We start from the raw sequence: 25258 nt of genomic DNA, 5'->3' as shown, positions 1-25258 counted from the left end.
CCCGATCGGTCCGGTGATGCCCGTTCATCGGCGCCGGGATCGGCGGAATATCCTGGACGGATCATGCCCGCCGACCGTCGCCGCCCCCGCACCTCCCAGCGCAAGCGCACCTCGTCCTCGCCCGAACGGGCTGCCTTCCGTGCGGCCATCGCGGAACTGACGATCGCCGACGAGCATCGCCTGCGCCGGCGCCTGGACAACATCACTGAACCCTCCGAATCGGAGTGGACGCGATTGCACGGCGAGTTGGACGCCGGTCGGCAACGCATCGCCCGACGCCGCTCCGCGGTACCGGTGCTCCGCTTCCCCGAGGAACTGCCGGTGTCGGCCGCACGCGACGAGATCGCCGCGGCCATCACCGACCACCAGGTGGTGGTGATCGCCGGGGAGACCGGTTCCGGAAAGACCACGCAGCTTCCCAAGATCTGTCTGGAACTCGGCCGCGGGGTACGCGGGCTGATCGGGCACACCCAGCCGCGACGCATCGCGGCCAGCTCCGTCGCCCGGCGCATCGCCGACGAGACCGGCACCGAGATCGGCGACGTCGTCGGCTATTCGGTACGTTTCACCGACCGGTCCGGAGACAACACGCTCATCCGCCTCATGACCGACGGCATCCTGCTGCGCGAGATCGGCACCGATCCGATGCTGCGCCGCTACGACACCCTGATCATCGATGAGGCACACGAACGTAGCCTCAACATCGACTTCATCCTCGGATACCTCCATCGGCTCCTGCCCCGCCGACCCGATCTCAAGGTCATCATCACCTCGGCGACCATCGAACCCGAGCGTTTCGCACGACATTTCGCCACCGCCGACGCCGCCGTGCCGATCATCGAGGTCTCCGGCCGTACCTACCCGGTGGACGTTCGCTACCGGCCGCTCACACTGCGCGAGAACCCCGATCACGGCGACGACAGTGGCGGAGGCGAACACGCCGACCTCGACCAGATCCAGGGCATCGATGCCGCCATCGACGAACTGTGGGCCGACGGCCGCGGCGACATCCTCGTGTTCCTGCCCACCGAACGCGACATCCGCGAGACCGCCGACGCCCTACGTCGGCGAGCCTCGGCCGGCGCCGAGATCGTGCCGCTCTACGCCCGCTTGTCCATCGCCGACCAGCAGCGCGTGTTCAGCCCGTCCGACGGACGGCGAATCGTATTGGCCACCAATGTCGCCGAAACCTCGGTCACGGTGCCGGGTATCCGCTACGTCATCGACACCGGAACCGCCCGCATCAGCCGCTATTCCACCCGCACTAAGGTCAATCGTCTGCCGATCGAACCGGTCTCGCAGGCCAGTGCCCGCCAGCGGGCGGGCAGGTGCGGACGCGTCGCGCCCGGCATCTGCATCCGTCTCTACGACCAGACCGACTTCGACACCCGGCCCGCCTTTACCGACCCGGAGATCCTGCGGACCAATCTGGCATCGGTCATCCTGCAGATGACCTCGCTGCGGCTCGGCGACGTGGCCGACTTCCCCTTCGTGCAGCCGCCCGATCAACGCGCCATCCGCGACGGCATCGGGGTACTCACCGAACTCGGTGCGATCGACATTCCCGAGACGCGCGACGGCCGGCCCGCCACGCCGCGCCTGACCGAGGTCGGCCGCTCGATGGCCCGCCTACCCGTCGACCCCCGCATCGCCCGAATGCTCACCACCGCACACGAACTCGGCTGCCTCGACCACGTGGTGATCATCGCGGCCGCGTTGTCGCTGCCCGACGTGCGCGAGCGCCCGACCGACCATCGCGAGGCAGCCGACGCGCTGCATCGAAGGTTCGTGGTGCCCAACTCCGATTTCCTGTCGTACCTCCAGCTCTGGGATCATCTGTCCGAACAACGGAGCGCTTTGTCCGGCAACCAATTCCGCCGCAGCTGTGAACGGGAGTTCCTGCACTATCTCCGCATTCGCGAATGGCAGGACCTGACCAGGCAGCTCAACGGCATCGTCGGGGACCTGGACTGGTCGACCACCCCCACCGAACGCGATGCCGACGCCATCCATCGCTCGATCCTGTCCGGCCTGCTCAGCAATATCGCCGTGCGCCAGACCGAAGGTCGCGAGTTCACCGGCGCACGCAACACCACGCTGATGATCTTCCCGGGCTCCTCCCTCGCCAAGAAGCCGCCGGCCTTCATCATGGCCGCGGAGGTACTGGAGACCTCGCGTCTGTTCGCCCACACCGTCGCAGGCGTGGACCCGCTGTGGGCCGAGAAACTGGCGGGTAACCTGGTCAAACGCAACTACAGTGAGCCGCATTGGTCGGCCAAACGTGGAGCGGCGATGGCCTACGAACGCGTCACGCTCTACGGCGTCACACTTGTCGCACAACGACGGGTGCTCTTCGGTCCGATCGATCCGGCGACCGCCCGGGAACTGTTCATCCGACACGCGCTGGTCGAGGGTGACTGGCGTACCGAGCATCCGTTCTTCGCACGCAACCGCGCCCTACTGGACGCCGCCGCCGACGTCGAACATCGGGTCCGTCGTCGCGGACTGACCATCACCGAGGACCAGCTGTTCGACTTCTACGACGAACGCGTCGGCCCGGATGTGGTGTCCGCGCGGCATTTCGACACCTGGTGGCGCACGATGCGCAAGAACCAACCAGCTCTCCTCGATCTGACCGAGGCCGACGTCAACGCAGGCGCCACCGTTGCCGACACCGACTTCCCCGGCGCCTGGCAGCAGGGAGACACCCGGCTCCGGCTCCGCTACCGGTTCGAACCCGGCGCCCCCGACGACGGCGTCACCGTCCTCATTCCGGCTGCGCTGCTCCCCCATATGCGTACCCCCGGATTCGACTGGACGGTGCCGGGTATGCGTGCCGAACTCGCCGCGGCGCTGATCAAATCGCTACCTAAACAGCTGCGCAAGACGATGTCGCCGGCCCAGCGATTCGCCGACCTCGCACTGGCCCGGCTGACCCCACGCAGTGAGCCGCTGACCGTCGGTCTGGCCCGCGAACTGTCGGCGATCACCACCACGACGATAACCGCCGACGATTTCGACGCCACCAAGCTCCCAACGCATCTTCGAATGCATTTCGCGCTTGTCGCCGACGGCGACAGCGACGATGTTCGCGACACCGACGACTCGCTGGAAACCTTGCAGCAGCGGCATTCCGGCGCCCGTGACGCCCCCACCCGGACCCGCAAGCTGTACACCAGCTGGACCGCCGACGGAATCGGGACGCTGGCAGCACAGCAGACGGTGACCGTCGCCGGCCAGCAACTGACCCGCTATCCGGCCGTGGAAACCATCCGCAGCGGCGCACACGTCGGGATCTCTCCCACGCTGGCGTCCAGCACCGACCACCGTGACCGCCAGATCACCGACGCGGTGGCCACCCTCCTCGAAATCGACATCGCGCCGCTACCGAAGAAGATCGTGCAAACCCTCGACCCGGCCGGGCGACTGGCCCTCAGCCAGAGTCCCTACCCCCAGGTCGACGGACTCCTCGCCGACTGCACCCGCCGCGCGATCCGCGATCTGGTCGCGCGCAACGCCGCCCTGGTCGCCAAGACGCGGGACGCGGCCGGCTACCGCGCGCTGCGGGACGCACTCGCCCCGAAAGCCTCCGCGGCAGCACCCGAGTACTTTCGGCACGTCGTCGACGCACTTCGCGAGGTCGCCCCGCTCCGCGAACTGATCGACCTGCATTCAGGATCGGTGGCCGCCGATGACGTAGCCGAACAGCTCGATCACCTGATCTTCGCCGGATTCGTGGCGTCCACCGCGCAACCGCACCTCGGCAGACTGGCACGCTACCTGCGTGGCGCCGCAACCAGACTCGACGCCGGCTCGGGCACCCGTGACGCCGACGCCTTGGCCGCCGTCGACCGGGTCATCGCGCACTGGAACCAGCGGGTCGCGCAGGTCCCGCGGGGACGTCGGGATCATGTCAACGAGCAAGCGCACTGGCTCGTCGAAGAACTTCGGGTCGGACTCTTCGCCCAACGGCTCGGCACCGCTTACCCGGTCTCCGAGCAGCGGGCGCTACGAACCCTGGACCGCCTCGGCTGACACCGAAGCAGACGCGTCGTCGGCGGTACCGCCGGCGCGCGGGGTGCCCCGCTCGCGCAGATCATCGATCTCGCGCTGGAAATCCGCGACCGAATCGAAGGACCGGTACACCGACGCGAAGCGCAGATAGGCCACCTGATCGAGGTCACGCAACGGTCCGAGAATCGCCAAACCCACCTCGTTACTGGGGATCTCGGCCGAACCGCTCGCGCGAACGGCATCTTCGACGGCCTGGGCGAGCTGGGCGAGATCGTCTTCGCCGACGTCGCGGCCCTGACAGGCGCGACGCACACCCCGCATGACCTTCTCCCGACTGAACGGCTCGGTCACGCCATTGCGTTTGACGACCGCCAGCACCGCACTTTCCACCGTCGAGAACCGGCGACCACACTCTGTGCAGGACCGCCGACGCCGAATCGCCTGCCCCTCATCGGCGACACGCGAGTCGATGACCTTGGTGTCCTCGTTCCTGCAGAAGGGGCAGCGCATCGCATCCTCGAGGTAGTCGCGGGACGCACCGGCACATCCGGATCGGATGCCGGGTCGGTTTCCAAACGGTCCCTGTGACATAAGGATACCGCCCGCCGTTTATCGGTATGCGGGCGTGAGGAGTGGCTGGCCGACTCGCAGACCGCTCGACGACAGGTCATTCAATTCGATGATGTCGTCGATGACCGCCTGACGAGGCATATCAGGCGCTACCCGGGATGCAATCGAGGACAGCGAATCCCCGGCCCGGACGTGGGTGACCTCGGTGGCCACCGGATGATCGGACACCGCCTCGGCGTAGTTGTTGCCGACGATGGCGACAACCCACACCACCGCCGCCAGCGCCACCCCCGCGAGGATGGCGAGTGCACATGCCCGACGACGCGCGTACACACCGCCACGCAACACCGGGCGATCCGTACGGATGGGATCGCGCAGGACAGCCCGCTGCCCGACCGGCGACGTGCAGCGCGTCGACGATGCGGACACCGGCGTCGCGACGCCGCGCCCGGGTCGTCCGACCGGGCGACGAGCCGACATGCCGCTGTGACCCGCGGGCCGGCTGGTCCGCCGAGCCGGACTGGGTGTCACCACCGGGATGTCGGTGGTGTGCTGCAGGCCGACGCGCTGTCCTTCGAGAACGCTGTTCATGGTGACCTCCGGGAAATCGTGCCTACGGGAATCGGCTGGCTGTTCGAACACTGGGTCTTCGAACACTCAGTGTCTTCGAACACTCAGCGTCTTCGAACAGATGATCGTCGATCGTGTGTTCGAAGAACTGATGTTCGATTTCTACCACGCCCGACCGACAAAGTCTCGCGACATGTCGAACAAATGTTTGAAGAGTGGCGTGCGGTTCGCTAGTGTCGAGAACTGACAGCACCAAACCCGCAGGTGATCGCAGCGGCAGTAGTTGATCTCCGTAGTTGATCTCCGTAGTTGATCTCCGCGGGTGATCTCATCGCCATCCGGTCCGATGAGTTCCTGGGCACAGCCGAATACCGGCGGTTGATGAGAGGACGAAGGCGACATGACCGACAAGCGCGGCACCACCACCGACGCTCCCGACGACGGTGAGGCGGCGGTCGATCCCGTCGCGGCCGAGGCGTCGCTGACCGCTCGCCAGCGCGGCGTACTGGACTTCATCCGGGCGTCCGTGCGGGACCGTGGCTATCCGCCGAGTATCCGCGAGATCGGCGACGCGGTGGGCCTGACCTCGACGTCGTCGGTGGCGCACCAGCTTCGGACGCTGGAACGCAAGGGTTTGCTCAAACGCGACCACAACCGGCCGCGCGCGGTGAACATCCAGGATGTCGGCGGCACCGATCCGGACACCACCCCGTCCGGCGGCGCGTCCTCGGCCGCCGACGACAACTCCCTACCCAAGCCGACCTTCGTCCCGGTCCTCGGCCGGATCGCAGCCGGTGGCCCGATACTGGCCGAAGAGGCCGTCGAAGATGTCTTCCCGCTGCCACGCGAGCTCGTCGGCGAGGGTTCGCTGTTCCTGTTGCGGGTCGTCGGCGAGTCGATGATCGACGCCGCCATCTGCGACGGCGACTGGGTGGTGGTCCGCCAGCAGAACGTCGCCGACAACGGTGACATCGTCGCCGCCATGATCGACGGCGAGGCCACCGTGAAGACGTTCAAACGCAAAGACGGCCACATCTGGTTGATGCCACACAACGAGCTGTTCGAACCCATCCCGGGTGACGACGCGGCGATCCTCGGCAAGGTCGTCACGGTGATGCGCCGGATCTGAGAGTCCACACGACCCGGTGCACCGACACGTCCGCGAAGGGCGGTCAGTTCACCGGGTCAGCGGCCAGCGCCCGCAGTTCACCGGCCAGCGCAACCGGTACGCGCACATGCATGGTGGTGCCGGCACCATGATGGTCGGCCGACAGCACCTCACCCTCACGGTGGATGCGCGAGACCAGATCACCTCGGTCGAAGGGCACCTCGATCGTCAGTTCGACGTCGGCGCGGGATACGAATTCCCGTACCCGGTCGAACAATTCGGGTAGCCCCTCACCTGTCCGGGCGGACACGAAGACGGCGTCGGCGCCGACCGCGCCCCGGATCTCGGCCAGTCGGATCGCGTCGATCGCGTCGATCTTGTTGATCACCAACAGTTCTGGGGGAGGCTGGATCCCCTCTTCGGCGACGATCTCGTTGACAACCCGCCGTACGGCCGAGATCTGTTCCGTCGGAAAGGGATCCGAACCGTCGACGACATGGAGCAACAGATCGGCGTCGGCTACCTCTTCGAGGGTGGAGCGGAACGCCTCGACCAGCTGGGTGGGCAGATGCCGGACGAAACCGACGGTGTCGGTGAAGACGACCGCACGGCCGTCGTCGAGAGTCGCGCGCCGGGTCGTCGGATCCAGCGTGGCGAACAGCGCATCCTGGACGAGGACACCCGCACCGGTCATCGCGTTGACGAGACTGGATTTGCCCGCGTTGGTGTAGCCGGCCACCGTGATCGCCGGGATCGCGTTCCGACGTCGTGCGGCCCGCTTGGTCGTCCGTGCCTTACGCATGTCGCGGATCTCGCGGCGTAGTTTGGCCATCCGCTCACGGATGCGCCGACGATCGGTCTCGATCTTGGTCTCACCGGGGCCGCGCAGGCCGACACCACCGTTACTTCCGGCGCGGCCACCGGCCTGCCGGGACATCGATTCACCCCAGCCACGCAGCCGCGGCAGCATGTATTCCATCTGGGCCAGCGACACCTGCGCCTTACCTTCGCGGGATGTCGCGTGCTGGGCGAAGATGTCCAGGATCAGCGCGGTTCGGTCGATCACCTTGACCTTGACCACCTTCTCCAGAGCGGTCAGCTGTGCCGGGGTGAGCTCACCGTCGCAGATCACGGTGTCGGCGCCGGTGGCGAGCACCACCTCGCGCAGCTCGTCCGCCTTACCAGAGCCGATATAGGTCGCCGAATCCGGTTTGCCGCGGCGCTGGATGAGGGCTTCGAGTACCTGCGACCCGGCGGTTTCGGCGAGGGCGGCGAGTTCGGCCATGTTGGCGCGGGCTGAGGCCGCGCTGCCCTCGGTCCACACACCGACCAGGACGACCCGTTCGAGTCGAAGTTGCCGGTATTCGACCTCGGTGACGTCGGTGAGTTCAGTCGAGAGTCCGGCGACGCGTTGCAGTGATGCGCGCTCGGAGAGTTGGAGTTCGCCGGTCGTCGGCGCCGTGCTGGGATGTGCTGTTGATTCGGTCATACGTCATCCATGGTGGCATGAATCAGGTGGTCAGAGCACATCATTTTCATCCGGCCACCGTCTGGGCGCCGCGCCAGCCCGGGCGCAACACACCGTCGGCGACCAATGTCGAGGGCCCACGCAGGGTTGCGCCACCCGTGGTGATGCCGACCTGGACCTGTCCGCCGGGAATCGTGATCGTGCCCGCGCCGGTCTCGCGTCCGAGACTGCGCAACAGCGCAGCGCCGGCCGCGACCAGCCCTGTCCCGCAACTGCGTGTCTCCCCGACTCCCCGTTCGAAGACGCGCATGGCCGCCGCGAAGCGACCGTCGGCATCCTCGCTGGGCGGGGTCAGGATCTCCACGTTGGCCCCGTGTGGGAAAGCAACCGGATCCAGCCGCACACCCCCACCGAAGTCGAAGGCGGCCAGCGCCGTCGCATCGAGTCCGTCGACCACACAGGCCAGATGTGGGTTACCGACGTCGACCATCGTCCCGGGGTGACGGACACCGCCGATCTCCACGACGGAATCGCCGTCGATGCGGGCCGGCCCCATGTCGACGGTCACGTCGGCGTGGACGTCGTCATGCGAATGAATGATCACCGGCCGCGCACCGGCACGGGAGCCGACCGTGAACGCGTCGACACCGATCAGTCCACGTGCGCGGACGAAATGCGCGAAGACCCGCACACCGTTACCGCACATCTCCGCGATGGAACCGTCGGCGTTGCGGTAGTCCATGAACCAGTCCTCCGGTCCGACGCCCTCCGGCAGACCGTCGAGTACCCCCGCTGCGACGAGCGCCCCAGTACGCGCCACCCGGAGCAGACCGTCGGCACCGATACCGCGCGGCCGGTCGCAGAGCGCAGCCACCAGCTCCACGTCGAGGTCGAGCTCGGCAGCCGGATCGGTCAGGATCACAAAGTCGTTCTGCGTCCCATGGCCCTTGACGAAACGCAGTTCGACGGTCGGTGTGCTCACCACCCCAGCCTACGCAGCGTGTGCACGACCGAACCGGGCGCGGGTCAGCCCTCGACCGCCTCGATCGCCCGGCGGGTCAGGTCCGGGGCGGCGGCATCGAGCCAGGTGATCCGGTGATCGCGGCGAAACCAGGACCGCTGGCGTCGCACATAACGTCGGGTGCCGATGAAGGTCAGTTCTTCGGCCTGTTCGAGGTCGTACTCGCCGTCCAGGGCCGCCACGACCTGTGCATAGCCGATGGCGCGGACGGCGGTCAGACCGTCGCGCAGTCCGTGACCGAGGAGTTCGCGAACCTCGTCGACGAGACCGTGCTCGAACATCTGCCGCGTACGCAGCCGGATCCGCTCATCGAGTGCGGCGGTGTCCCGGTCGACGGCGATGATCCTGGTGCCCCAGCGTGGCTCACCGATCGTCGGTGCCGAGGCGGCGAACGGCGCACCCGTCAGTTCGACGACTTCCAGCGCGCGCACGATGCGCCGACCGTCGGTGTCGAGGATGGATGTCGCCGCGACCGGGTCGACCTCGCCGAGACGCCGGTGCAGAGCCGCCACCCCTTCGTCGGCGAGAAGCGCCTCGTACTTCGCGCGCACCGCCGGGTCGGTCGCCGGAAACTGCCAGTCATCGAGCAGCCCTTGGACATACATCATCGATCCGCCGACGATGATCGGTGTCACCGCGGCCGCCAGCAACGCGTTGACATCGGCCGTGGCCGCCGCCTGATAGCGCGCGACGGTAGCCACCTCGGTGACGTCGAGGACATCGATCTGGTGATGCGGGATGCCACGGCGCTGCGCGACGGGAAGTTTCGCGGTGCCGATATCCATGCCGCGGTACTGCTGCATGGCGTCGATGTTGATGATCTCGCCACCGACATGCTCGGCAAGGTCGAGGGCGAGATCGGATTTGCCGCTCGCGGTCGGACCGACGACGGCGATAGGTGTCACGACCGCGGGTGATGCATCCGGCGACGTCGGCGTGTGCGCGCTCACCTCGGCGACCAACGCGCGACGGTGTAGCCGACTCCGAACGGGGCGTCGGCGTAGATGGAGCGGGCGAGAAGGTCCTGCCCGTTGCAGAGCCCCGCGGCAACCTGCCATGCTGCGCGCCCGCCCACGCCGTCTACCTCGCATTCGGTTGCGGTGAGCGTGCCGACCGCGGCCAGATCGGCGGTGGCGAGCGCGTGGTCGATGCGTGCCTGCACGGCGACCGCTGATTCACGCAGCCCGCCGCCGGGTGCGCGCGCCGACAGAGCGGTCGCACCGTCGCCGACGACGAGTACGCCGACCGGTTCGTCGGTGGCCTCGATGTCGGCGCCCAAGAGCGCACCGATGCGCATGCATTCCTCGGGCGGCGTCTGCGGGCCCACGATCAGCGGGCACAGACGATCGAGCCCGGCCTGTGCGCGGAACCACGCGGCGATCAGCATCGACAGGCTCATCTCCCCCGCATCGTCGACCTGCACGGGGTCGACGCCCGAGGCGAACGCGACCGGCACGTCGACACCGTAGCGGGCGAAACTCCCCCGCGAGGGGCCGTCGGGCATACGTCCGATCGCCGCTTTGTCGGCGGCACCGACTGCGACCCAGGCACGGACACCCGCCCCGACGACGGCCTCGGTGAGCGCCGACACGGCGGCGGAGCGCACCGGTTCGGTGTCCTCGGCTGCGGGACCGGCCAGGGCGGGTACCAGCAGCGGAGCACTGGGAACGAAAACGACAGCGGCCAACACACATACGAAGCTAGCCCACGCGGCGACGACCAAGCTGCTTGAATAGTTGGCGTACTCTCGCTGCCCGCGCCGGTCATCGACACGACGCGGGTATCGAGCCAAGCGACCGGCAGCCGTGACGCGCGGCACCGACCAGCTCCTAGGACCTGCACATGACCAACCCCACCGACGATCCCACCACCGCCGCGGGCGGGGCCACCGATACCCCGGCGAGCGCCGTGACCGAGAGCGGTGCCACCCCGAGTGGTACACCCAAACCCGGGCCGCGTCCCAAGCCCGGTCCGCGTCCGGGCGGACCCAAGGCGGCGGTACCGGCCCCGACAGCCGCGGTCACGCCGACGCTGATCCCGCACGGTGATCCACATGAGTTCGGGCGCATCGACGCCGAAGGAGTGGTGTGGCTCAAGACCGCCGACGGTGAACGTGAGATCGGGTCGTGGCAGGCAGGCACCGTCGAGGAGGGTCTGGATCATTTCGCGCGCCGCTTCGACGATCTGGCCACCGAGGTGGAGATCCTGGAGGAACGTCTGGCGGCCCGGGCAGGCGATCCGCGCAAGGCGCAGACCGCAGCCCGTCATCTACTCGGCGACCTGCCCAGCGCTCATGTGATCGGCGACGTTGCCGCACTGCAGCGGCGCCTGGAGGCCATCGTCGGGAGCGCCGACGGGGTGGCTGACGAGATTCGTGAGGAGCGCGAACACGCCCGTGCGAATGCCGTGGCCCGGAAGGAGACCCTCGCGGCAGAGGCCGAGCAGATCGGCGCGGAGGCCGATCACTGGAAGTCGGCGGGCGATCGGCTGCGCGAGATCCTCGACGAGTGGAAGACCATCAAGGGCGTCGACCGCAAGACCGACGATGTGCTGTGGAAGCGATACGCCAAGGCGCGGGATGCGTTCAATCGCCGTCGGGGCGCCCACTTCGCCGAGTTGGATCGCGAACGAGCCGGGGCCCGAAGCCGTAAGGAAGAGCTGATCATCCGGGCCGAGGAACTCTCCGGTTCCACCGATTGGGGTCCGACGTCGGCGAAGTTCCGCGAGCTGCTCGGCGAGTGGAAGGCCGCAGGCCGCGCGCCCCGGGACACCGACGACGCGCTCTGGCAGCGGTTCAAGGCCGCCCAGGACGTCTTCTTCGCGGCCCGCAACGCGGCGACCTCCGAACGCGACGCGGAGTTCTCGGCGAATGCGCAGGCCAAGACCGAGCTGCTGGTGGGAGCCGAGGCGAGCATTGATCCGGCCGCCGACCTCGACGCCGCGCGTCGGGACTTCCGGGTCTTCCGCGATCGCTGGGAAGAGATCGGCAAGGTGCCCCGCGACCAGATGCACTCGCTGGAGGCGCGTGCACGGGCACTGGAGAAGCGCATCCGGGACGCCGAGGACGCACAGTGGCAACGTACCGACCCGGAGGCGCTGGCTCGTGCCGCGCAGTTCGCCGAGCGCGCCGACCAGCTCGAGGATCAGGCGGCCAAGGCAGCCGAACGCGGCAAGGAATCCGACGCCAAGAAGCTGCGGGAGCAGGCGGCGCAATGGCGGGAATGGGCCGACGCCGCCCAGTCCGCGATCAGCGACCGCTGACCGCGGCTACCCGTCAGTCCCCGGACTCGGGCTTGTCGGACGCGGGCTTGTCGGACGCGGGCTTGTCGGACGCGGGCTTGTCGGACGCGGGCTTGTCGGACGCCGCCGGATCGGATTCGGTCCGGCGCGCCGTCGGCTTGTGGTGCAGGGACAACGCGTGCGCATCGCGGGCCGCAGCGTCCTTGCGACGCTCCTCTTCGAGCGCCAACTGGTAGGAGCTGCGCGCCCAGACCACCCGCGCCCAGTGGAAGGTCAGCACCAGTGCGGCCACCCAGCCGAGCATCAGGCCGACACCGACACCGGACGGCGGCTGGATGTCGTTGACGCCGACGGTATTGCGGGTCCACCACGCCAGCATGCCTGCGACGCAGGCGATGGCGTTGCCGCACAGCGCAATCCAGGCGATCACCCAACGTCGGGTGACCAGCGCGAGCATCGAGAAGCCGATCCCAAAAATGGTGAGCAGGTAGACGAAGACCTTCGAGGTGATCGAGATCCGCTCGGCGGCCGCGTCGGGTGCGAAGGTCAGCACTTCCAGTCCCGACGCCGAACCGGCGTGCGGCAGCACCAGCGACAGCATCGCCACCAAGACGGCGATCGCCACCACGAGGGCCCGGGCACCGGGATCGATCTCGCCTGCGACCTTGCGCTCGGCCTTGCGCAGTTCGTCCTCGTACTGCGCGAAGCCGGCGTTCACCTCGGCCCGGCTCGGCTGGGAGTCCCCCGACGCCGGGGTCCCGGCCTGGGCACCGTCAGACATTGTCATCGCCTCATCTCTTGTCGAACTCACGTCACCGCACCGTGGGCGCCAGGCCCACGACACGTGACCTCAGGCTCCGCAGCCGCTGCCGCACGCGCTCTCGGCGGCGACGGGTGCGGGACGGCCGATCTCCGGCATCCCCAGACCGACACCGACCGGTGCGGTCGTGGGAGTGCGGCTCAGTTCATGGGAATCGCCCGCCCGGGTGCGACGGTGGTCGCGCACGCCGGCGTCGGCGATCAGGTGATGCGGCGCGGCCGCGGTCACATTCGTGTGCACGATGTCGCCCGGCCGAATCTGCGCGGCGAACTCGCCCGGCGCGAAATGAACCAGCCGCCCATCGCGGGCACGGCCCGTCATGCGTTGTGTCCGTGCAGATTTGCGTCCGGCGTCGTCGACGACGAGCAGTTCGACCTCGGTGCCGACCAGATTCTCGTTCTCGGCCAGACAGATGCGTTCCTGCAGCGCGATCAGCCGCTGGTAGCGCTCCGACACCACCTCGGCGGGTACCTGATCGGCCATGGTCGCGGCCGGCGTACCGGGTCTGGGTGAGTACTGGAAGGTGAAGGCGCTGGAGAACCGGGCACGTTCCACGACGTCGAGGGTGGCGGCGAAGTCCTCCTCGGTCTCCCCCGGGAACCCGACGATGATGTCGGTGGTGATCGCCGCATGCGGCATGGCTGCGCGCACCTTGTCGAGGATGCCGAGGAAACGGGTCTGCCGATAGCTGCGGCGCATCGCCTTCAGAACGCGATCCGAACCGGACTGCAGCGGCATATGCAGCTGCGGGCAGATGTTCGGGGTTTCCGCCATCGCCTCGATGACGTCGTCGGTGAACTCGGCCGGGTGGGGCGAGGTGAACCGCACCCGCTCCAGACCGTCGATCTGTCCGCAGGCGCGCAGCAGTTCGGCGAACGCCCCGCGGTTGCGCGGCTGCTCCGGGTCGGCGAAGGACATCCCGTAGGCATTCACGTTCTGGCCCAGCAGGGTGACTTCGAGTACACCCTGGTCGACGAGCGCCTGGACCTCGGCGAGTACGTCGCCGGGCCGCCGGTCGACCTCTTTGCCGCGCAGCGACGGGACGATGCAGAAGGTGCACGTGTTGTTACAGCCGACCGAGACCGATACCCATCCGGAGTACGCGGAGTCACGTTTGGCGGGCAGCGTCGACGGGAACCGTTCGAGCGAATCGAGGATCTCGACCTGGGCGGCTTCGTTGTGCCGGGCGCGGTCCAGCAGGGCGGGCAGCGAACCGATGTTATGGGTGCCGAAGACGACGTCGACCCAGGGCGCCTTGTTCAGCACCGTGTCCTTGTCTTTCTGCGCGAGACAGCCGCCGACCGCGATCTGCATCCCGGGCCGGGAGGACTTGACCGGGGCGAGGTGGGACAGATTTCCGTAGAGCTTGTTGTCGGCGTTCTCGCGGATGGCGCACGTATTGAACACCACCAGGTCGGCATCGGCATCGTCGGCGGCACGTACATATCCCGCGTCTTCGAGCAGTCCGGCGATCCGTTCGGAGTCGTGCACGTTCATCTGGCACCCGTACGTGCGGACCTGATAACTGCGCACCGCCTCGACATCTGGGCGGTCGGACAACTCGATACTCACTGTTCCAGGGTACGTGGCGAGGCAAATCGCCGACCCGCGCGAGTATGGCCGCCGACCGCGACTCACCGACGGCGATCATCCTGCCGGTGGCCCAGCGCACAGTTAGGGTTACGTATGACCGTTTCGCCCAAGGGCTCCTCCGCCGCATCCGGGGCCGCGACAGCCGCCTCCCCGATGATCGTCATGAAAGACGTGCAGAAGCATTTCGGCTCACTGCACGTACTCCGCGACATCAATCTCGAAGTGCCGTCCGGACAGGTCGTCGTCGTGCTGGGACCCTCGGGTTCGGGCAAGTCGACGCTGTGCCGAACCATCAACCGCCTCGAACCCATCGACAGCGGCGAGATCTATGTCGAGGGCAAACTCCTCCCTGACGAGGGCAAGGACCTCGCACGCCTGCGTTCCGACGTCGGCATGGTGTTCCAGTCCTTCAACCTGTTCGCCCATAAGACGATCCTCGACAACGTGACCCTGGCGCCGACCAAGGTCCGCAAGAAGAGCAAGGCCGACGCCACCAAGCGGGCCCTGGAACTCCTCGACCGGGTCGGCATCGCCAGTCAGAAGGACAAGTACCCGGCCCAGCTTTCCGGCGGACAGCAGCAGCGTGTGGCCATCGCCCGGTCGCTGGCGATGGAGCCGAAGGTGATGCTGTTCGACGAACCGACCTCCGCCCTCGATCCGGAGATGGTCAACGAGGTCCTCGAGGTGATGGTCTCGCTGGCCAAGGAAGGCATGACCATGCTCGTGGTCACCCACGAGATGGGCTTTGCCCGCAAGGCCGCCGACCGGATCATCTTCATGGCCGACGGCGCCGTCGTCGAGGACACCGATCCGGAGTCCTTCTTCACCCAGCCGAAGTCCGAACGTGCGCGCGACTTCCTCGGGAAGATCCTGGGCCACTGAGATGAGACGACTCCGCTCCGCGGCCATCGTCGCCGCGATCGCCGCCCTGCTGGTCGGCGTGCTGACCGGTTGTGGCAGCACCGAGCCACGCAGCCTGCTCGATTCCATCCGGGACGGCAAGGTCGTCCTCGGCGTGAAGTTCGATCAGCCGGGTCTCGGGCTCTACAACCCTGAGACGAAACAGGTCGACGGTTTCGACGCCGACGTCTCGAGGTACGTCGTCGACTACATCGCCGACAACATCCTGCATGTGGATCATCCCGACGTGAGCTGGCGCGAAACGCCGTCGGCCCGTCGTGAGGCCATGATCGAGAACGGCGAGGTCGACATCATCGCCGCGACCTACTCGATCAATGCCGCCCGCAGCAAGAAGGTCGACTTCGGCGGACCGTATCTGGTGACCTACCAGGGACTGCTCGTGCGCAAGGACGACGATTCGATCACCACGCTGACCGACCTCAACAAGGGCAAGAAGCTGTGTTCGGTATCGGGTTCGACGTCGGCGCAGAACGTCAAGGCGCAGCTCCCCTCGGTCCAACTGCAGGAATACGATTCCTACTCCGCCTGCGTGGAGGGCCTCCGCCGCGGCAAGGTCGACGCGCTGACCACCGACGAGTCCATCCTGGCCGGCTACGCCAACTTCTGGGCCGACGAGTTCAAACTCGTCGAGATGACCTACCCGAAGGCGGCATGCGTGACGAGCGGCGGAAAGAAGGTGCTGAAGAAGGCTGGGGCCCCGTTCTCCACCGAGCGTTACGGCATCGGGCTGGGCAAGGGTGACGAAGCGTCGCGTCAGGCCATCAACCAGGCCCTCGACACCATGCTCGTCCCCGGCCCCGACGGTGTGTCTCCGTGGGCACGCACGCTGCGCGACAACCTCGGCAACGGCTACGTGGACATGATCGCCGCGCGCGCCGCCGCGAACCCCGAGAAGTACGCCTACAAGCCCGAACCGGGGAACCTCAAGTTCCTCGATTCCCCGTCGACGCCGTGTCCGGCAGATATGCAGTGAGGAGGTGACCCGAGATGAGTGAACTTTGGGACAACATGGGGCCGCAGTTGTGGCCCGCATTCTGGGTGACCCTCCAACTGACCTTCTGGTCGGCGTTGGGCGCCTTGATCTGGGGTATCGCCCTCGCGGGCATGCGCGTCTCGCCCGTGCCGGTGATGCGCGGCTTCGCCACCACCTACGTCAACATCGTCCGCAACACCCCGCTCACGCTGATCATCCTGTTCTGTGCGATCGGGTTGTCCTACAACCTGGGCGTCACCTTCTCCTCGACACTCAAGACCAACAACTTCTGGCTCGCGGTGGTCGGTTTCATCGCCTACACCGCAACCTTTGTCTGTGAGACGTTGCGGTCGGGCTTCAACACCGTCCCCATCGGTCAGGCTGAGGCCGCACGGTCGCTGGGACTGTCGTTCACGCAGGTCTTCGGCCGGATCGTGCTGCCGCAAGCCTTGCGTGCGGTCATCGGCCCGCTCGGTAGCGTGCTGATTGCGCTCACCAAGAACACCACCATCGCCTCGGCGATCGGTGTCGCGGAGGCCTCGCTGCTGATGAAGTCCGAGATCGAGACCTACTCCGATCAGCTCTTCCTGATCTTCGGGATCATCGCGGTCGGATTCATGATCATCACGCTCACCGAAGGTGCCGTCTTCGGCTACCTCGCCAAGCGATTCGGAGTCAAGCGATGAGCGCCCAGGCAACCGTCCTCTACGACGCTCCCGGCCCCAAGGCACGGCTGCGCAACAACATCATCGCGGTGGTGTTCATCGCGGTGCTGATCGCGATCGCGGCGTACGTGATCGTGATACTCGCCGGCAACGATCAGTTCGCCGCGGAGAAGTGGAAGCCCTTCACCTACGCCAGTACCTGGACGGGATACATCCTGCCCGGCCTGTGGCGCACGCTCGGCGCGGCCGCTGTGTCCATTGTGCTGGCGCTGATCCTGGGTTCCGTCCTGGGCATCGGCCGTCTCTCCGACCACCTGTGGGTGCGCCTGGTCTCCGGGTTCTTCGTCGAGGTGTTCCGTGCGATCCCGGTGCTGATCTTGATGGTCTTCACTTGGTTCCTCTTCGCGCTGTACGGCATCGTGCCCGCATCGCAGCTCGCCTTCGCCGCCGTCGTCACCGGACTGACGCTGTACAACGGTTCGGTCATCGCCGAGATCCTGCGCTCGGGTATCAACTCGCTGCCCCGCGGTCAGACCGAGGCCTCGAAGGCGCTGGGTCTGCGCAAGGGCCAGATGATGCGGATGATCCTGCTGCCGCAGGCGATCACCGCGATGATGCCCGCACTGATCTCCCAGATGGTGATCGCGTTGAAGGACAGCGCGATCGGCTACATCATCGGCTACTCGGAGATCATTCGCAGCGCGATCCTCTCCTCGGCACGCTACGGCAACTACATTCCGGCCCTGTTCGTCGTCGCGGTCATCATGATCGCGATCAACTTCGGACTTTCGTGGTTCGCCACCGCACTCGAACGCCGACTCCGCGAGGGACGCCGCAAGACCAAGGCGGCCGACCCCGAAGAGGCCGAACTCGCCGCCGAGAACCTGCCGTTCACCGGCAACACCTAGGTCCCCGATGGATGTGGTGGCTCAGCCCGTGAGTGCCTGGGCCACCACATCGAAGGCCACCGACTGCGGATAGCCGCGCCGGATGAGCATGCCGATCAAGCGTCGGCGAACCTTGTCCCGCTCGGCCGGATCGCTTTCCATCCGTTCCCGGGTGGCGACGGTGAGCTTACGATCCACCAGTGCGGCGGCCGCCTCGCGTTCGTCGGCAGAATCGATGTCCCCGATCGCTCCGGCGATGACGACCTCGTCGATCCCTTTGGCACGTAACTCATGCCGTAGCGCCACACTCCCCTTGCCGGAGAAGGTACTGCGCGAACGCACCCATTCGGCAGCAAAATCCTCGTCGTCGAGCAACTGATGGCGGTCCAGACGCGACATCACCTCGGCCACCGTGTCGGCATCGAAACCCTTCCGGGTCAACCGCTCGGCCATCTCATGCCGTGAACGGGCTCGGACCCCGAGCAGCCGCAGAGCCGAATCCCAGGCACTGGGACCAGACTTCGCAGGCTTCTCGGGGTCCGAGGCCTCGTTCACGTGTTCGGCGCTCAGAACTCCACCGGAGCGGGCGCGATGTCGTCGGCGTCGACGGTGGCCCCGATACCGAGCTTCTCCTTGATCTTCTTCTCGATCTCGTCGCGGATGTCCTCGTTCTCCAGCAAGAACTTGCGGGCGTTCTCCTTACCCTGGCCGAGCTGATCGCCCTCGTAGGTGAACCACGACCCGGACTTGCGGATGAAGCCCTCGGCCACACCCATGTCGATCAGCGAGCCCTCCTTCGAGATGCCCTGACCGTAGAGAATGTCGAACTCGGCCTGCTTGAACGGCGGTGCGACCTTGTTCTTGACGACCTTGACACGGGTTCGGTTACCCACCGCGTCGGTGCCGTCCTTGAGCGTCTCGATGCGCCGGACATCAAGGCGCACAGACGAATAGAACTTGAGCGCCTTACCACCGGTGGTGGTCTCCGGGGAGCCGAACATCACACCGATCTTCTCGCGGAGCTGGTTGATGAAGATCGCCGTGGTCTTCGAGTTGCTCAGCGCGGAGGTCATCTTGCGCAGCGCCTGGCTCATCAGACGGGCCTGCAGGCCGACGTGGCTGTCACCCATCTCACCCTCGATCTCGGCGCGGGGCACGAGCGCGGCCACCGAGTCGATGACCAGGATGTCGAGGGCGCCGGAGCGGATCAGCATGTCGGCGATCTCCAGCGCCTGCTCACCGGTGTCCGGCTGCGAGACCAGGAGGGCGTCGGTATCCACGCCCAGCTTGGCGGCGTAGTCGGGATCGAGCGCATGCTCGGCGTCGATGAATGCGGCGATGCCGCCGGCGGCCTGTGCGTTGGCCACCGCATGCAGCGCCACCGTCGTCTTACCGGAGGATTCCGGGCCGTAGACCTCGATCACGCGGCCGCGGGGCAGACCGCCGATGCCCAGTGCGACGTCCAGGGCGATCGACCCGGTGGGGATGACCTCGATCGGCTGGCGGGTCTCCTCACCCAGCCGCATGACCGAGCCCTTGCCGAAGTTCTTGTCGATCTGGGCCAGGGCCAGATCGAGTGCCTTTTCGCGGTCTTGGGGCGCTGCTGCCATGGAGATCTTCTCCTCACTCTTGCGGCCTGCGGGCCGTCGGGTGGTTTTCATGTTCTGCACGCTATCGACGGGGTCTGACAATTCTCTAGACAAGACTCTTTAGACAAGACGCGAGCGCCACGCCAACGGTTCCGTCTGGACACCAGCATGAACGAACATGTGTTCGATGGCAAGCATGACACGCAGGCTTCGGCTCGGGCGTGTCACCACCGATTGCGTGGGACGTCGAAGTCGCGGCAGATCGCCACCCAGACGTCACGAACCTCTTCGCCGTCCTCGATGGCCTGCGCACCGGTCCGGCCCCCGAAGTCGAGCAGCGCATGATCGACCAGGATCGAATCTGCCGATGAGGCACCGAATTCGGTGACCATCAACTCGGTGAACTCGGTCAGACGCACCCGGCCAGCCTACTGACCCACAACCCGGTGCGACACCTCGACCGGGTCGACGACCTGCGTGCCGGTCGCACCGACCCGACGCGCGGCAGCCGCATACCCGGGATCGGCGAGAACAGCCCTCACCCCATCGCGCAGGCCCGCCACGGTGACCGGCCGGATCAACCGGCCTGCCCCGGTACGTTCGAGCCGATTCGCCAGCTCCCACTGATCTCCGCCACCGGGCACCGCCAGCACCGGAACCCCGGCCAGCAGTGTCTTGGCCAGCATCCCGTGACCGGCCCCGCAGATCGCCAGATCCGCGTGGGTCAGTAGTTCGTCCTGTCTGCCGAGTCCCGCGGCGATGGGTCCGCCGAAAGCGGCGACCTCGGCATCGTCCGGCGGTGTCAGCGACGAGATGACCACGCGCACTTGCTGTCCCAGCTCATCGGCACGCAGGGCACGCAACGCGGTGGCGACCATGTCGGCGGCGCCGGTGACCGCGGTGGACGGTGCGATGACGACCAGCGGCTCGGATCCGGTCGGCCGGTCGAAGATCTCGTCGGTCGGTTCCCACAGCAGTGGTCCGACGAGGTGTGCACCGGCCGGCCAGTCCGGGCGGTAGACCTCAAGTCCTGGCAGCGTCGCCACGAACCGGGCGTCGGGTTCTCCCGCGGCGCTCATCCCGATACTCGCCCGAGCCCGGCTGCGTTGCTGCTCACCCTGACGGACCGACATCGAGGTCGCCGCCCGCATCGCAGCGTCGCGCGCCCGTCCGCGCCACCCCGTGCCGGCCGCCAGACCGGAACCGATGGGCGGCAATCCGACCGACGGCAGATAGAGCGGATGCGGCGACAGCTCGATCCACGGCAGCGAGCAGCGCTGAGCCGCCCAGCCGCCGGCCACGGTGATGACGTCACAGACGACGAGGTCGAAGCCGCCATCCTGGAGCACCGGCTCGAGCTGCAAGGTCATCCGCGCGGCGCGCACACTCAGCTTGTCTCCGGCGTCCGAGTCATCGTCGGTGTCGACGGCGGCCAGCCCGGGCAGTTCGGCGAGGTCGATCCCCCGCCGGGCGGCCGCACGCTGCCACTTCAGACCACTGAACACGGTCGCCTGATCGCCGGCAGCGGCGTACCTCTCGGCCAGCGCGAGGGCCGGAAATGCGTGTCCCGCATCCGATCCCGCGACTATGGCAATGCGCAGTCCGCTATCCCTGCTGCGGCGGTTCGGGCGCCGGGGCGGCCGCGGGAGGTGCAGCCTCGGCGATGGACGGGGTGGTCGGGGTCGCGGCGCCGGCCGATGGCAGCGCCTCACCCTTCATGCTGGCGCGGATCTGCTCCAGTCGCGAATGCCCGGCCATCTGGATGCCGGCCTGCTCGACCTCGGCCATCCGGCCCTGCACCGAATCGCGGGCAAGTTCGGCCGAGCCGAGCGCATTGGCGTAGCGGCGCTCAATCTTCTCGCGGACCTGATCGAGATTCGGGGTGTTACCGGGCACGGCCAGTTCGCTCATCTGGTTCAGCGACGCACTGACCTGCTCCTGCATCTTGGCCTGCTCCAGCTGACTGAGCAGCTTGGACCGTTCGGCGAGCTTCTGCTGGAGCATCATCGCGTTGCGTTCGACGGCCTGCTTCGCCTGCGCGGCGGCCTGCAGCGACTGATCGTGCAGTGATTTGAGGTCCTCGACGCCCTGTTCGGCCGTGACCAACTGGGCGGCGAAGGCCTCGGCGGCGTTCGTGTACTCGCCCGCCTTGGCGGTGTCGCCGGCAGCGGCGGCCTGATCGGCGAGGGTCAGCGCCTGCCGAGTGTTGGCCTGCAGCTTCTCCACCTCTTCGAGCTGCCGATTGAGCTTCATCTCCAGCTGACGCTGGTTGCCGATCACCGAGGCGGCCTGCTGACTCAGTGCCTGATGCTGACGCTGAGCATCCTCGATCGCCTGCTGGATCTGGATCTTGGGATCCGCGTTCTCGTCGATCTTCGCGTTGCCCAGAGCCATCAGGTAGCGCCACATCTTTACGAACGGGTTCGCCATGCTCGTCGTCACTCCATTCAGCGGTAGAAAACGTTGTTCACCAATCTAGCTGTCGCCAGGGCCGGGTGGGTCCGGCGACGGGCAGATTCCGCTCAGGCGGCCGCCAGAGCCGTCGCGTCGCGACGGTCAGCGGTGGGTGCGGGGATGACGACAGTCGTCGAGGCGAGCGAATCGATCGGACGCATGGCGTTGCCCGCATCCAGCAGCAGATCGGCAATCTCGACGTCGAGGGCATCGCAGATCGCGGCGAGCAGTTCGCTCGACGCCTCTTTCTGTCCGCGTTCCACCTCGGAGAGGTAACCGAGGCTCACCCGGGCGTCGGTCGACACCTCACGCAGCGTGCGGCCCTGTTCGGTACGAGCACGCCGCAGGCCCTCGCCCAGCGCCTCGCGCAGCAGCATCGCCATCGAGACTCCCTTCGGTTTCACTCCCACAACACCGTCGACACCCGAACCCTTCCCGGCATCGTCTGCACGAGATTAGCCGAAGATATCAGCGGGTGCCGCGCGGCTCGTCGGTCCCGTGGGGGACATTTGCCGCCACGCGCTGCCCGTTGGCCCGCACGGTCCAGGCCTGCCAGGTGTAGTCCAGTCCGGTGAATACGGTGACGATCAACGCCAGCCCCATGATCACCCCGGCCGCGACGAGCCAGCCGCCCGACAGCGGGAGCAGATACAGGCCGATCGCGATCGCCTGCAACAGCGTCTTCAGCTTGCCGCCGCGGCTGGCCGGGATGACGGCATGGCGCAACACCCAGAAGCGCAACGCGGTCACCCACAGCTCGCGGGCGAGGATCACCGCGGTCACCCACCACGGCAGGATGTCCAGGATCGACAAACCCACCAGCGCCGCACCGATCAATGCCTTGTCGGCGATCGGGTCGGCAAGTTTGCCGAAGTCGGTGATCAGTCCACGCTGCCGGGCGAGTTGACCGTCGTAGCGGTCGGTGAGCGCCGCCAGGGCGAAGATCAGCGCCGCGACGATACGCCACGTAGTGCTCTCCCCACCGTCGATGAACAGCGTCACCAGGAACACCGGGACCAGCACGATCCGGAAGACCGTCAGCGCGTTGGCGATGTTGACGACCGGGACCGGATCCACCGGGTCGGTGATGTGGTCGGGTCCCCGACCCGCGTTGGCGATTCCGTGCTCGTTGACCGCACGCCTCATCCGGTCGGTCATCGGGCCACGCCCATGCGCATACCCGAGGCCGCACCCAGATCCTTGCTCCGCACCCGACCAGGGTATCGGCCCGCTCACCGGGCAGTTGCGGTGAGGTCGGCGGCGGTATCGAATCCCGCTCGAACATCGAGACCGGCACGGGGCAAGATGATCGGTATGCACAGCGGCACTGGCCCCGCCGAGGGCGGTCAACCGAAAGACGGTCAACCGGACGACAACCGGACGATCGACCCGATCACCGACGACGACGTGGTGATCCGCCGCGCCCGAACCTCCGATGTCCCCCGCATCAAAGAACTCATCGACCAGTACGCGGGACGGATCCTGCTGGAGAAGAACCTGGTCACCCTCTACGAGTCGGTGCAGGAGTTCTGGGTGGCCGACCTCGGTGGCCGGGTCGTCGGTTGCGGTGCCCTGCACGTCCTCTGGGCCGATCTGGGTGAGGTGCGCACGGTCGCCACCGACACGTCGTGCGCCGGACGCGGCATCGGACATCAGCTGGTCGGCAGGCTGATGAAGGTTGCGCGCGAGCTCCAGCTGTCCCGGGTCTTCGTGCTGACCTTCGAGACCAGCTTCTTCGGCAGGCACGGCTTCGTCGAGATCCAGGGCACCCCGGTCACCCGCGAGGTGTACGAGGAGATGTGTCGCTCCTACGACACCGGTGTGGCGGAGTTCCTCGACCTCAGCTACGTCAAGCCGAATACGCTCGGTAACACCCGCATGCTGGCCAACCTCGATCAGGAGTGAACGTGGCGATCTTCGCTGTCCATTACACCTACCGCCCCGCCAAGGCCGCGTTGCGCGACCAGCACCGAGGACTGCATCGCGAATGGCTGGGTGAGGAGAACAAGGCGGGCAACGTCCTCCTCGCCGGCCCCTACCCCGACGGCACCGGCGCGCTCATCCTGATTCGCGTCGATGGCGACATCGATGCCGCCGAGGCATTCATCGCCAACGATCCGTTCCAGGCACATCAGGCCGTGGACGGCGTGGAGATCAAGGAATGGACCAATATCTACGGACCGTTCTGAGGGTCGGTCCCCGACGTCTGCGAATCCTTCGGTTTCCCGAACACCAGGCTCGCGACGGTGGTGATCACCAGGGTCGCCACGATCACGCCCAGCGACACCGGTGTGCTGATCTCCGGCACGTGTACCGATTCACCACCGTTGATGAAGCTCAGGGTGTTTTCGTGCAGCGCGTGGAAGACGAGCTTCACGCCGATGAACGCGAGGATGAACGACAACCCGTACGACAGGTAGACCAGCCGGTCGAGCAGTCCGCCCAGCAGGAAGTACAGCTGGCGCAGACCCATCAGCGCGAAGGCGTTCGCGGTGAAGACCAGATAGGGCTCCTGGGTCAGACCGTAGATGGCCGGGATCGAGTCCAGCGCGAAGAGCACGTCGGTGAACCCGATGACGATGAGCACGACGAGCATCGGCGTGGCCAGCCGTTTGCCGTTGATCCGGGTGAACAGTTTGTCGCCGTCGTAGGAGTCGTGGGTGCGCAGGTACTTCTTGAGGAATCGCTCCAGCCGGGTCTCGCGTTCCTCCTCGTGCTCGACCGGGTCGTCGCTCTCGGAGAGCAGTTTGGCCGCGGTGAAGATCAGGAAAGCACCGAACAGGTAGAACACCCAGCTATAGGCGTTGATCGCGGCGGCGCCCACCGCGATGAAGATGCCGCGCATCACCAGCGCCATCACGATGCCCAGCAGCAGCACCTTCTGCTGATACTCCCGGGGCACGGCGAATTTCGCCATGATGATCACGAAGACGAACAGGTTGTCGACAGACAGCGCCTTCTCGGTGACGTAGCCGGCGAAGTACTCGCCACCCGAGGTGGCACCCCACTGCCACCACACGAATACCCCGAAGAGCAGCGCGATGCTGATGTAGATGGCCGACCAGGTCCCCGATTCCTTGAGGGTCGGGGCGTGCGGAACCCGCACGTGGGCGAAGAAGTCGAAGACGAACAGACCCAGGATCACCAGACAGGTGATGACCCAGACGGTCGGGGACACATGCATAAGCGAATCTCCTCCAGCGCAGCACGAACTGTGCGATGCCAGAGGTCTCTCCCGCCCGCCGAGATACCCGGATATGGGTGCGGACCGGCGTCCCCGGGCCGGCCGCGCACCGATGATCGGCATCGGATGCGCGCACAGACCGTATTGACGAAAGACGCCACGAGTTCGGGGATACTCCCCT

Annotated in this window: 25 protein-coding genes; 9 read left to right on the top strand and 16 right to left on the bottom strand. The window is 66.8% G+C overall.

Annotated elements, in window-relative coordinates:
- Positions 1–63: 63 nt before the first annotated feature.
- Entirely contained in the window at positions 64–4035 is a 3972-nt protein-coding gene (hrpA, locus tag QSJ18_RS06385) for an ATP-dependent RNA helicase HrpA (RefSeq protein WP_286325459.1), read from the top strand.
- Here hrpA and nrdR read toward each other — a convergent pair.
- Positions 4009–4524 carry a transcriptional regulator NrdR gene (gene nrdR / locus QSJ18_RS06380; RefSeq protein ID WP_286325458.1) on the bottom strand — a complete coding sequence of 172 codons (516 nt, stop codon included), beginning with the start codon at positions 4522–4524 and terminating at the stop codon, positions 4009–4011. The genes hrpA and nrdR overlap by 27 nt on opposite strands.
- A 99-nt stretch (positions 4525–4623) precedes the next feature.
- Positions 4624–5175 (bottom strand): LysM peptidoglycan-binding domain-containing protein, encoded by a 552-nt coding sequence (locus QSJ18_RS06375; RefSeq protein WP_286325457.1) that lies wholly within the window; start codon positions 5173–5175, stop codon positions 4624–4626.
- Between the two features lie 379 nt (positions 5176–5554).
- Between QSJ18_RS06375 and lexA the strand changes: the two genes are divergently transcribed.
- A complete protein-coding gene (gene lexA, locus QSJ18_RS06370; RefSeq protein ID WP_286325456.1) occupies positions 5555–6283 on the top strand; it encodes a transcriptional repressor LexA in 729 nt (242 codons plus the stop codon).
- 43 nt (positions 6284–6326) lie between these two features.
- On the opposite strand, the gene hflX is transcribed toward lexA, so the two are convergent.
- The 4 genes from hflX to QSJ18_RS06350 are packed head-to-tail and all read right to left on the bottom strand — an operon-like array spanning position 6327 to position 10441.
- Complete coding sequence (hflX, locus tag QSJ18_RS06365; RefSeq protein ID WP_286325455.1) at positions 6327–7751, bottom strand: GTPase HflX; 1425 nt, start codon at positions 7749–7751, stop codon at positions 6327–6329.
- Positions 7752–7797: 46 nt separating this feature from the next.
- The gene (dapF, locus tag QSJ18_RS06360) at positions 7798–8712 is read right to left on the bottom strand and encodes a diaminopimelate epimerase (RefSeq protein WP_286325454.1); all 915 of its coding nucleotides are present in this window, start codon (positions 8710–8712) and stop codon (positions 7798–7800) included.
- 44 nt (positions 8713–8756) lie between these two features.
- Positions 8757–9701 (bottom strand): tRNA (adenosine(37)-N6)-dimethylallyltransferase MiaA, encoded by a 945-nt coding sequence (gene miaA, locus QSJ18_RS06355; protein ID WP_286325453.1) that lies wholly within the window; start codon positions 9699–9701, stop codon positions 8757–8759.
- On the bottom strand, positions 9698–10441 hold the full coding sequence (locus tag QSJ18_RS06350; RefSeq protein WP_286325452.1) for a class III extradiol ring-cleavage dioxygenase family protein: 744 nt from the start codon (positions 10439–10441) through the stop codon (positions 9698–9700). Before QSJ18_RS06350 ends, miaA begins: the two co-directional genes overlap by 4 nt.
- Before the next feature lie 152 nt (positions 10442–10593).
- On the opposite strand from QSJ18_RS06350, the gene QSJ18_RS06345 reads away from it, so the two are divergent.
- The gene (locus tag QSJ18_RS06345) at positions 10594–12012 is read left to right on the top strand and encodes a DUF349 domain-containing protein (protein WP_286325451.1); all 1419 of its coding nucleotides are present in this window, start codon (positions 10594–10596) and stop codon (positions 12010–12012) included.
- Between the two features lie 13 nt (positions 12013–12025).
- Here the strand turns inward: QSJ18_RS06345 and QSJ18_RS06340 are convergent, their stop codons facing one another.
- Both QSJ18_RS06340 and miaB read right to left on the bottom strand, forming a co-directional pair.
- Positions 12026–12778, bottom strand: a complete 753-nt coding sequence (locus QSJ18_RS06340; protein ID WP_462475998.1) for an Rv2732c family membrane protein — start codon at positions 12776–12778, stop codon at positions 12026–12028.
- Between the two features lie 63 nt (positions 12779–12841).
- Positions 12842–14371, bottom strand: coding sequence for a tRNA (N6-isopentenyl adenosine(37)-C2)-methylthiotransferase MiaB (gene miaB / locus QSJ18_RS06335; protein ID WP_286325557.1), 1530 nt, complete (start codon positions 14369–14371; stop codon positions 12842–12844).
- Between the two features lie 186 nt (positions 14372–14557).
- Between miaB and QSJ18_RS06330 the strand changes: the two genes are divergently transcribed.
- Genes QSJ18_RS06330 through QSJ18_RS06315 form a run of 4 tightly spaced genes read left to right on the top strand, consistent with a single transcriptional unit; the run spans position 14558 to position 17871 of the window.
- On the top strand, positions 14558–15286 hold the full coding sequence (locus QSJ18_RS06330; protein WP_286325556.1) for an amino acid ABC transporter ATP-binding protein: 729 nt from the start codon (positions 14558–14560) through the stop codon (positions 15284–15286).
- 1 nt (position 15287) lies between these two features.
- The gene (locus QSJ18_RS06325) at positions 15288–16298 is read left to right on the top strand and encodes a glutamate ABC transporter substrate-binding protein (protein ID WP_286325450.1); all 1011 of its coding nucleotides are present in this window, start codon (positions 15288–15290) and stop codon (positions 16296–16298) included.
- A gap of 14 nt (positions 16299–16312) precedes the next feature.
- Positions 16313–16984: an amino acid ABC transporter permease gene (locus tag QSJ18_RS06320; RefSeq protein ID WP_286325449.1), complete on the top strand. Its 672-nt coding sequence runs from the start codon at positions 16313–16315 to the stop codon at positions 16982–16984.
- A complete protein-coding gene (locus tag QSJ18_RS06315; protein ID WP_286325448.1) occupies positions 16981–17871 on the top strand; it encodes an amino acid ABC transporter permease in 891 nt (296 codons plus the stop codon). The genes QSJ18_RS06320 and QSJ18_RS06315 overlap by 4 nt, the downstream gene beginning before the upstream one ends.
- A 21-nt stretch (positions 17872–17892) precedes the next feature.
- Here the strand turns inward: QSJ18_RS06315 and QSJ18_RS06310 are convergent, their stop codons facing one another.
- The 7 genes from QSJ18_RS06310 to pgsA all read right to left on the bottom strand — a co-directional run bounded on the left by QSJ18_RS06310 (position 17893) and on the right by pgsA (position 23051).
- On the bottom strand, positions 17893–18405 hold the full coding sequence (locus QSJ18_RS06310) for a regulatory protein RecX (RefSeq protein WP_286325447.1): 513 nt from the start codon (positions 18403–18405) through the stop codon (positions 17893–17895).
- Between the two features lie 11 nt (positions 18406–18416).
- Entirely contained in the window at positions 18417–19460 is a 1044-nt protein-coding gene (recA, locus tag QSJ18_RS06305; protein WP_286325555.1) for a recombinase RecA, read from the bottom strand.
- Positions 19461–19663: 203 nt separating this feature from the next.
- On the bottom strand, positions 19664–19858 hold the full coding sequence (locus tag QSJ18_RS06300) for a DUF3046 domain-containing protein (RefSeq protein ID WP_286325446.1): 195 nt from the start codon (positions 19856–19858) through the stop codon (positions 19664–19666).
- Between the two features lie 9 nt (positions 19859–19867).
- Positions 19868–21040, bottom strand: a complete 1173-nt coding sequence (locus tag QSJ18_RS06295) for a glycosyltransferase (protein WP_286325554.1) — start codon at positions 21038–21040, stop codon at positions 19868–19870.
- 4 nt (positions 21041–21044) lie between these two features.
- The gene (locus tag QSJ18_RS06290) at positions 21045–21869 is read right to left on the bottom strand and encodes a PspA/IM30 family protein (RefSeq protein WP_286325445.1); all 825 of its coding nucleotides are present in this window, start codon (positions 21867–21869) and stop codon (positions 21045–21047) included.
- Positions 21870–21961: 92 nt separating this feature from the next.
- Complete coding sequence (locus QSJ18_RS06285; RefSeq protein WP_286325553.1) at positions 21962–22276, bottom strand: helix-turn-helix domain-containing protein; 315 nt, start codon at positions 22274–22276, stop codon at positions 21962–21964.
- Between the two features lie 85 nt (positions 22277–22361).
- Positions 22362–23051, bottom strand: a complete 690-nt coding sequence (gene pgsA / locus QSJ18_RS06280) for a CDP-diacylglycerol--glycerol-3-phosphate 3-phosphatidyltransferase (RefSeq protein ID WP_286325444.1) — start codon at positions 23049–23051, stop codon at positions 22362–22364.
- A 156-nt stretch (positions 23052–23207) separates the two neighbouring features.
- Between pgsA and QSJ18_RS06275 the strand changes: the two genes are divergently transcribed.
- Positions 23208–23798, top strand: coding sequence for an amino-acid N-acetyltransferase (locus QSJ18_RS06275; protein ID WP_286325443.1), 591 nt, complete (start codon positions 23208–23210; stop codon positions 23796–23798).
- A gap of 2 nt (positions 23799–23800) precedes the next feature.
- Positions 23801–24082: a YciI family protein gene (locus QSJ18_RS06270; protein WP_286325442.1), complete on the top strand. Its 282-nt coding sequence runs from the start codon at positions 23801–23803 to the stop codon at positions 24080–24082.
- Here the strand turns inward: QSJ18_RS06270 and QSJ18_RS06265 are convergent.
- Positions 24067–25077, bottom strand: coding sequence for a TerC family protein (locus tag QSJ18_RS06265; protein ID WP_286325441.1), 1011 nt, complete (start codon positions 25075–25077; stop codon positions 24067–24069). The genes QSJ18_RS06270 and QSJ18_RS06265 overlap by 16 nt on opposite strands.
- Positions 25078–25258: the final 181 nt, after the last annotated feature.

It is taken from the genome of Gordonia heveisoli (assembly GCF_030315745.1).
Taxonomy (GTDB): Bacteria; Actinomycetota; Actinomycetes; order Mycobacteriales; family Mycobacteriaceae; genus Gordonia.
Note: the sequence above shows the minus strand (reverse complement) of the source record. Positions and strands in the feature narration are given on the sequence as shown.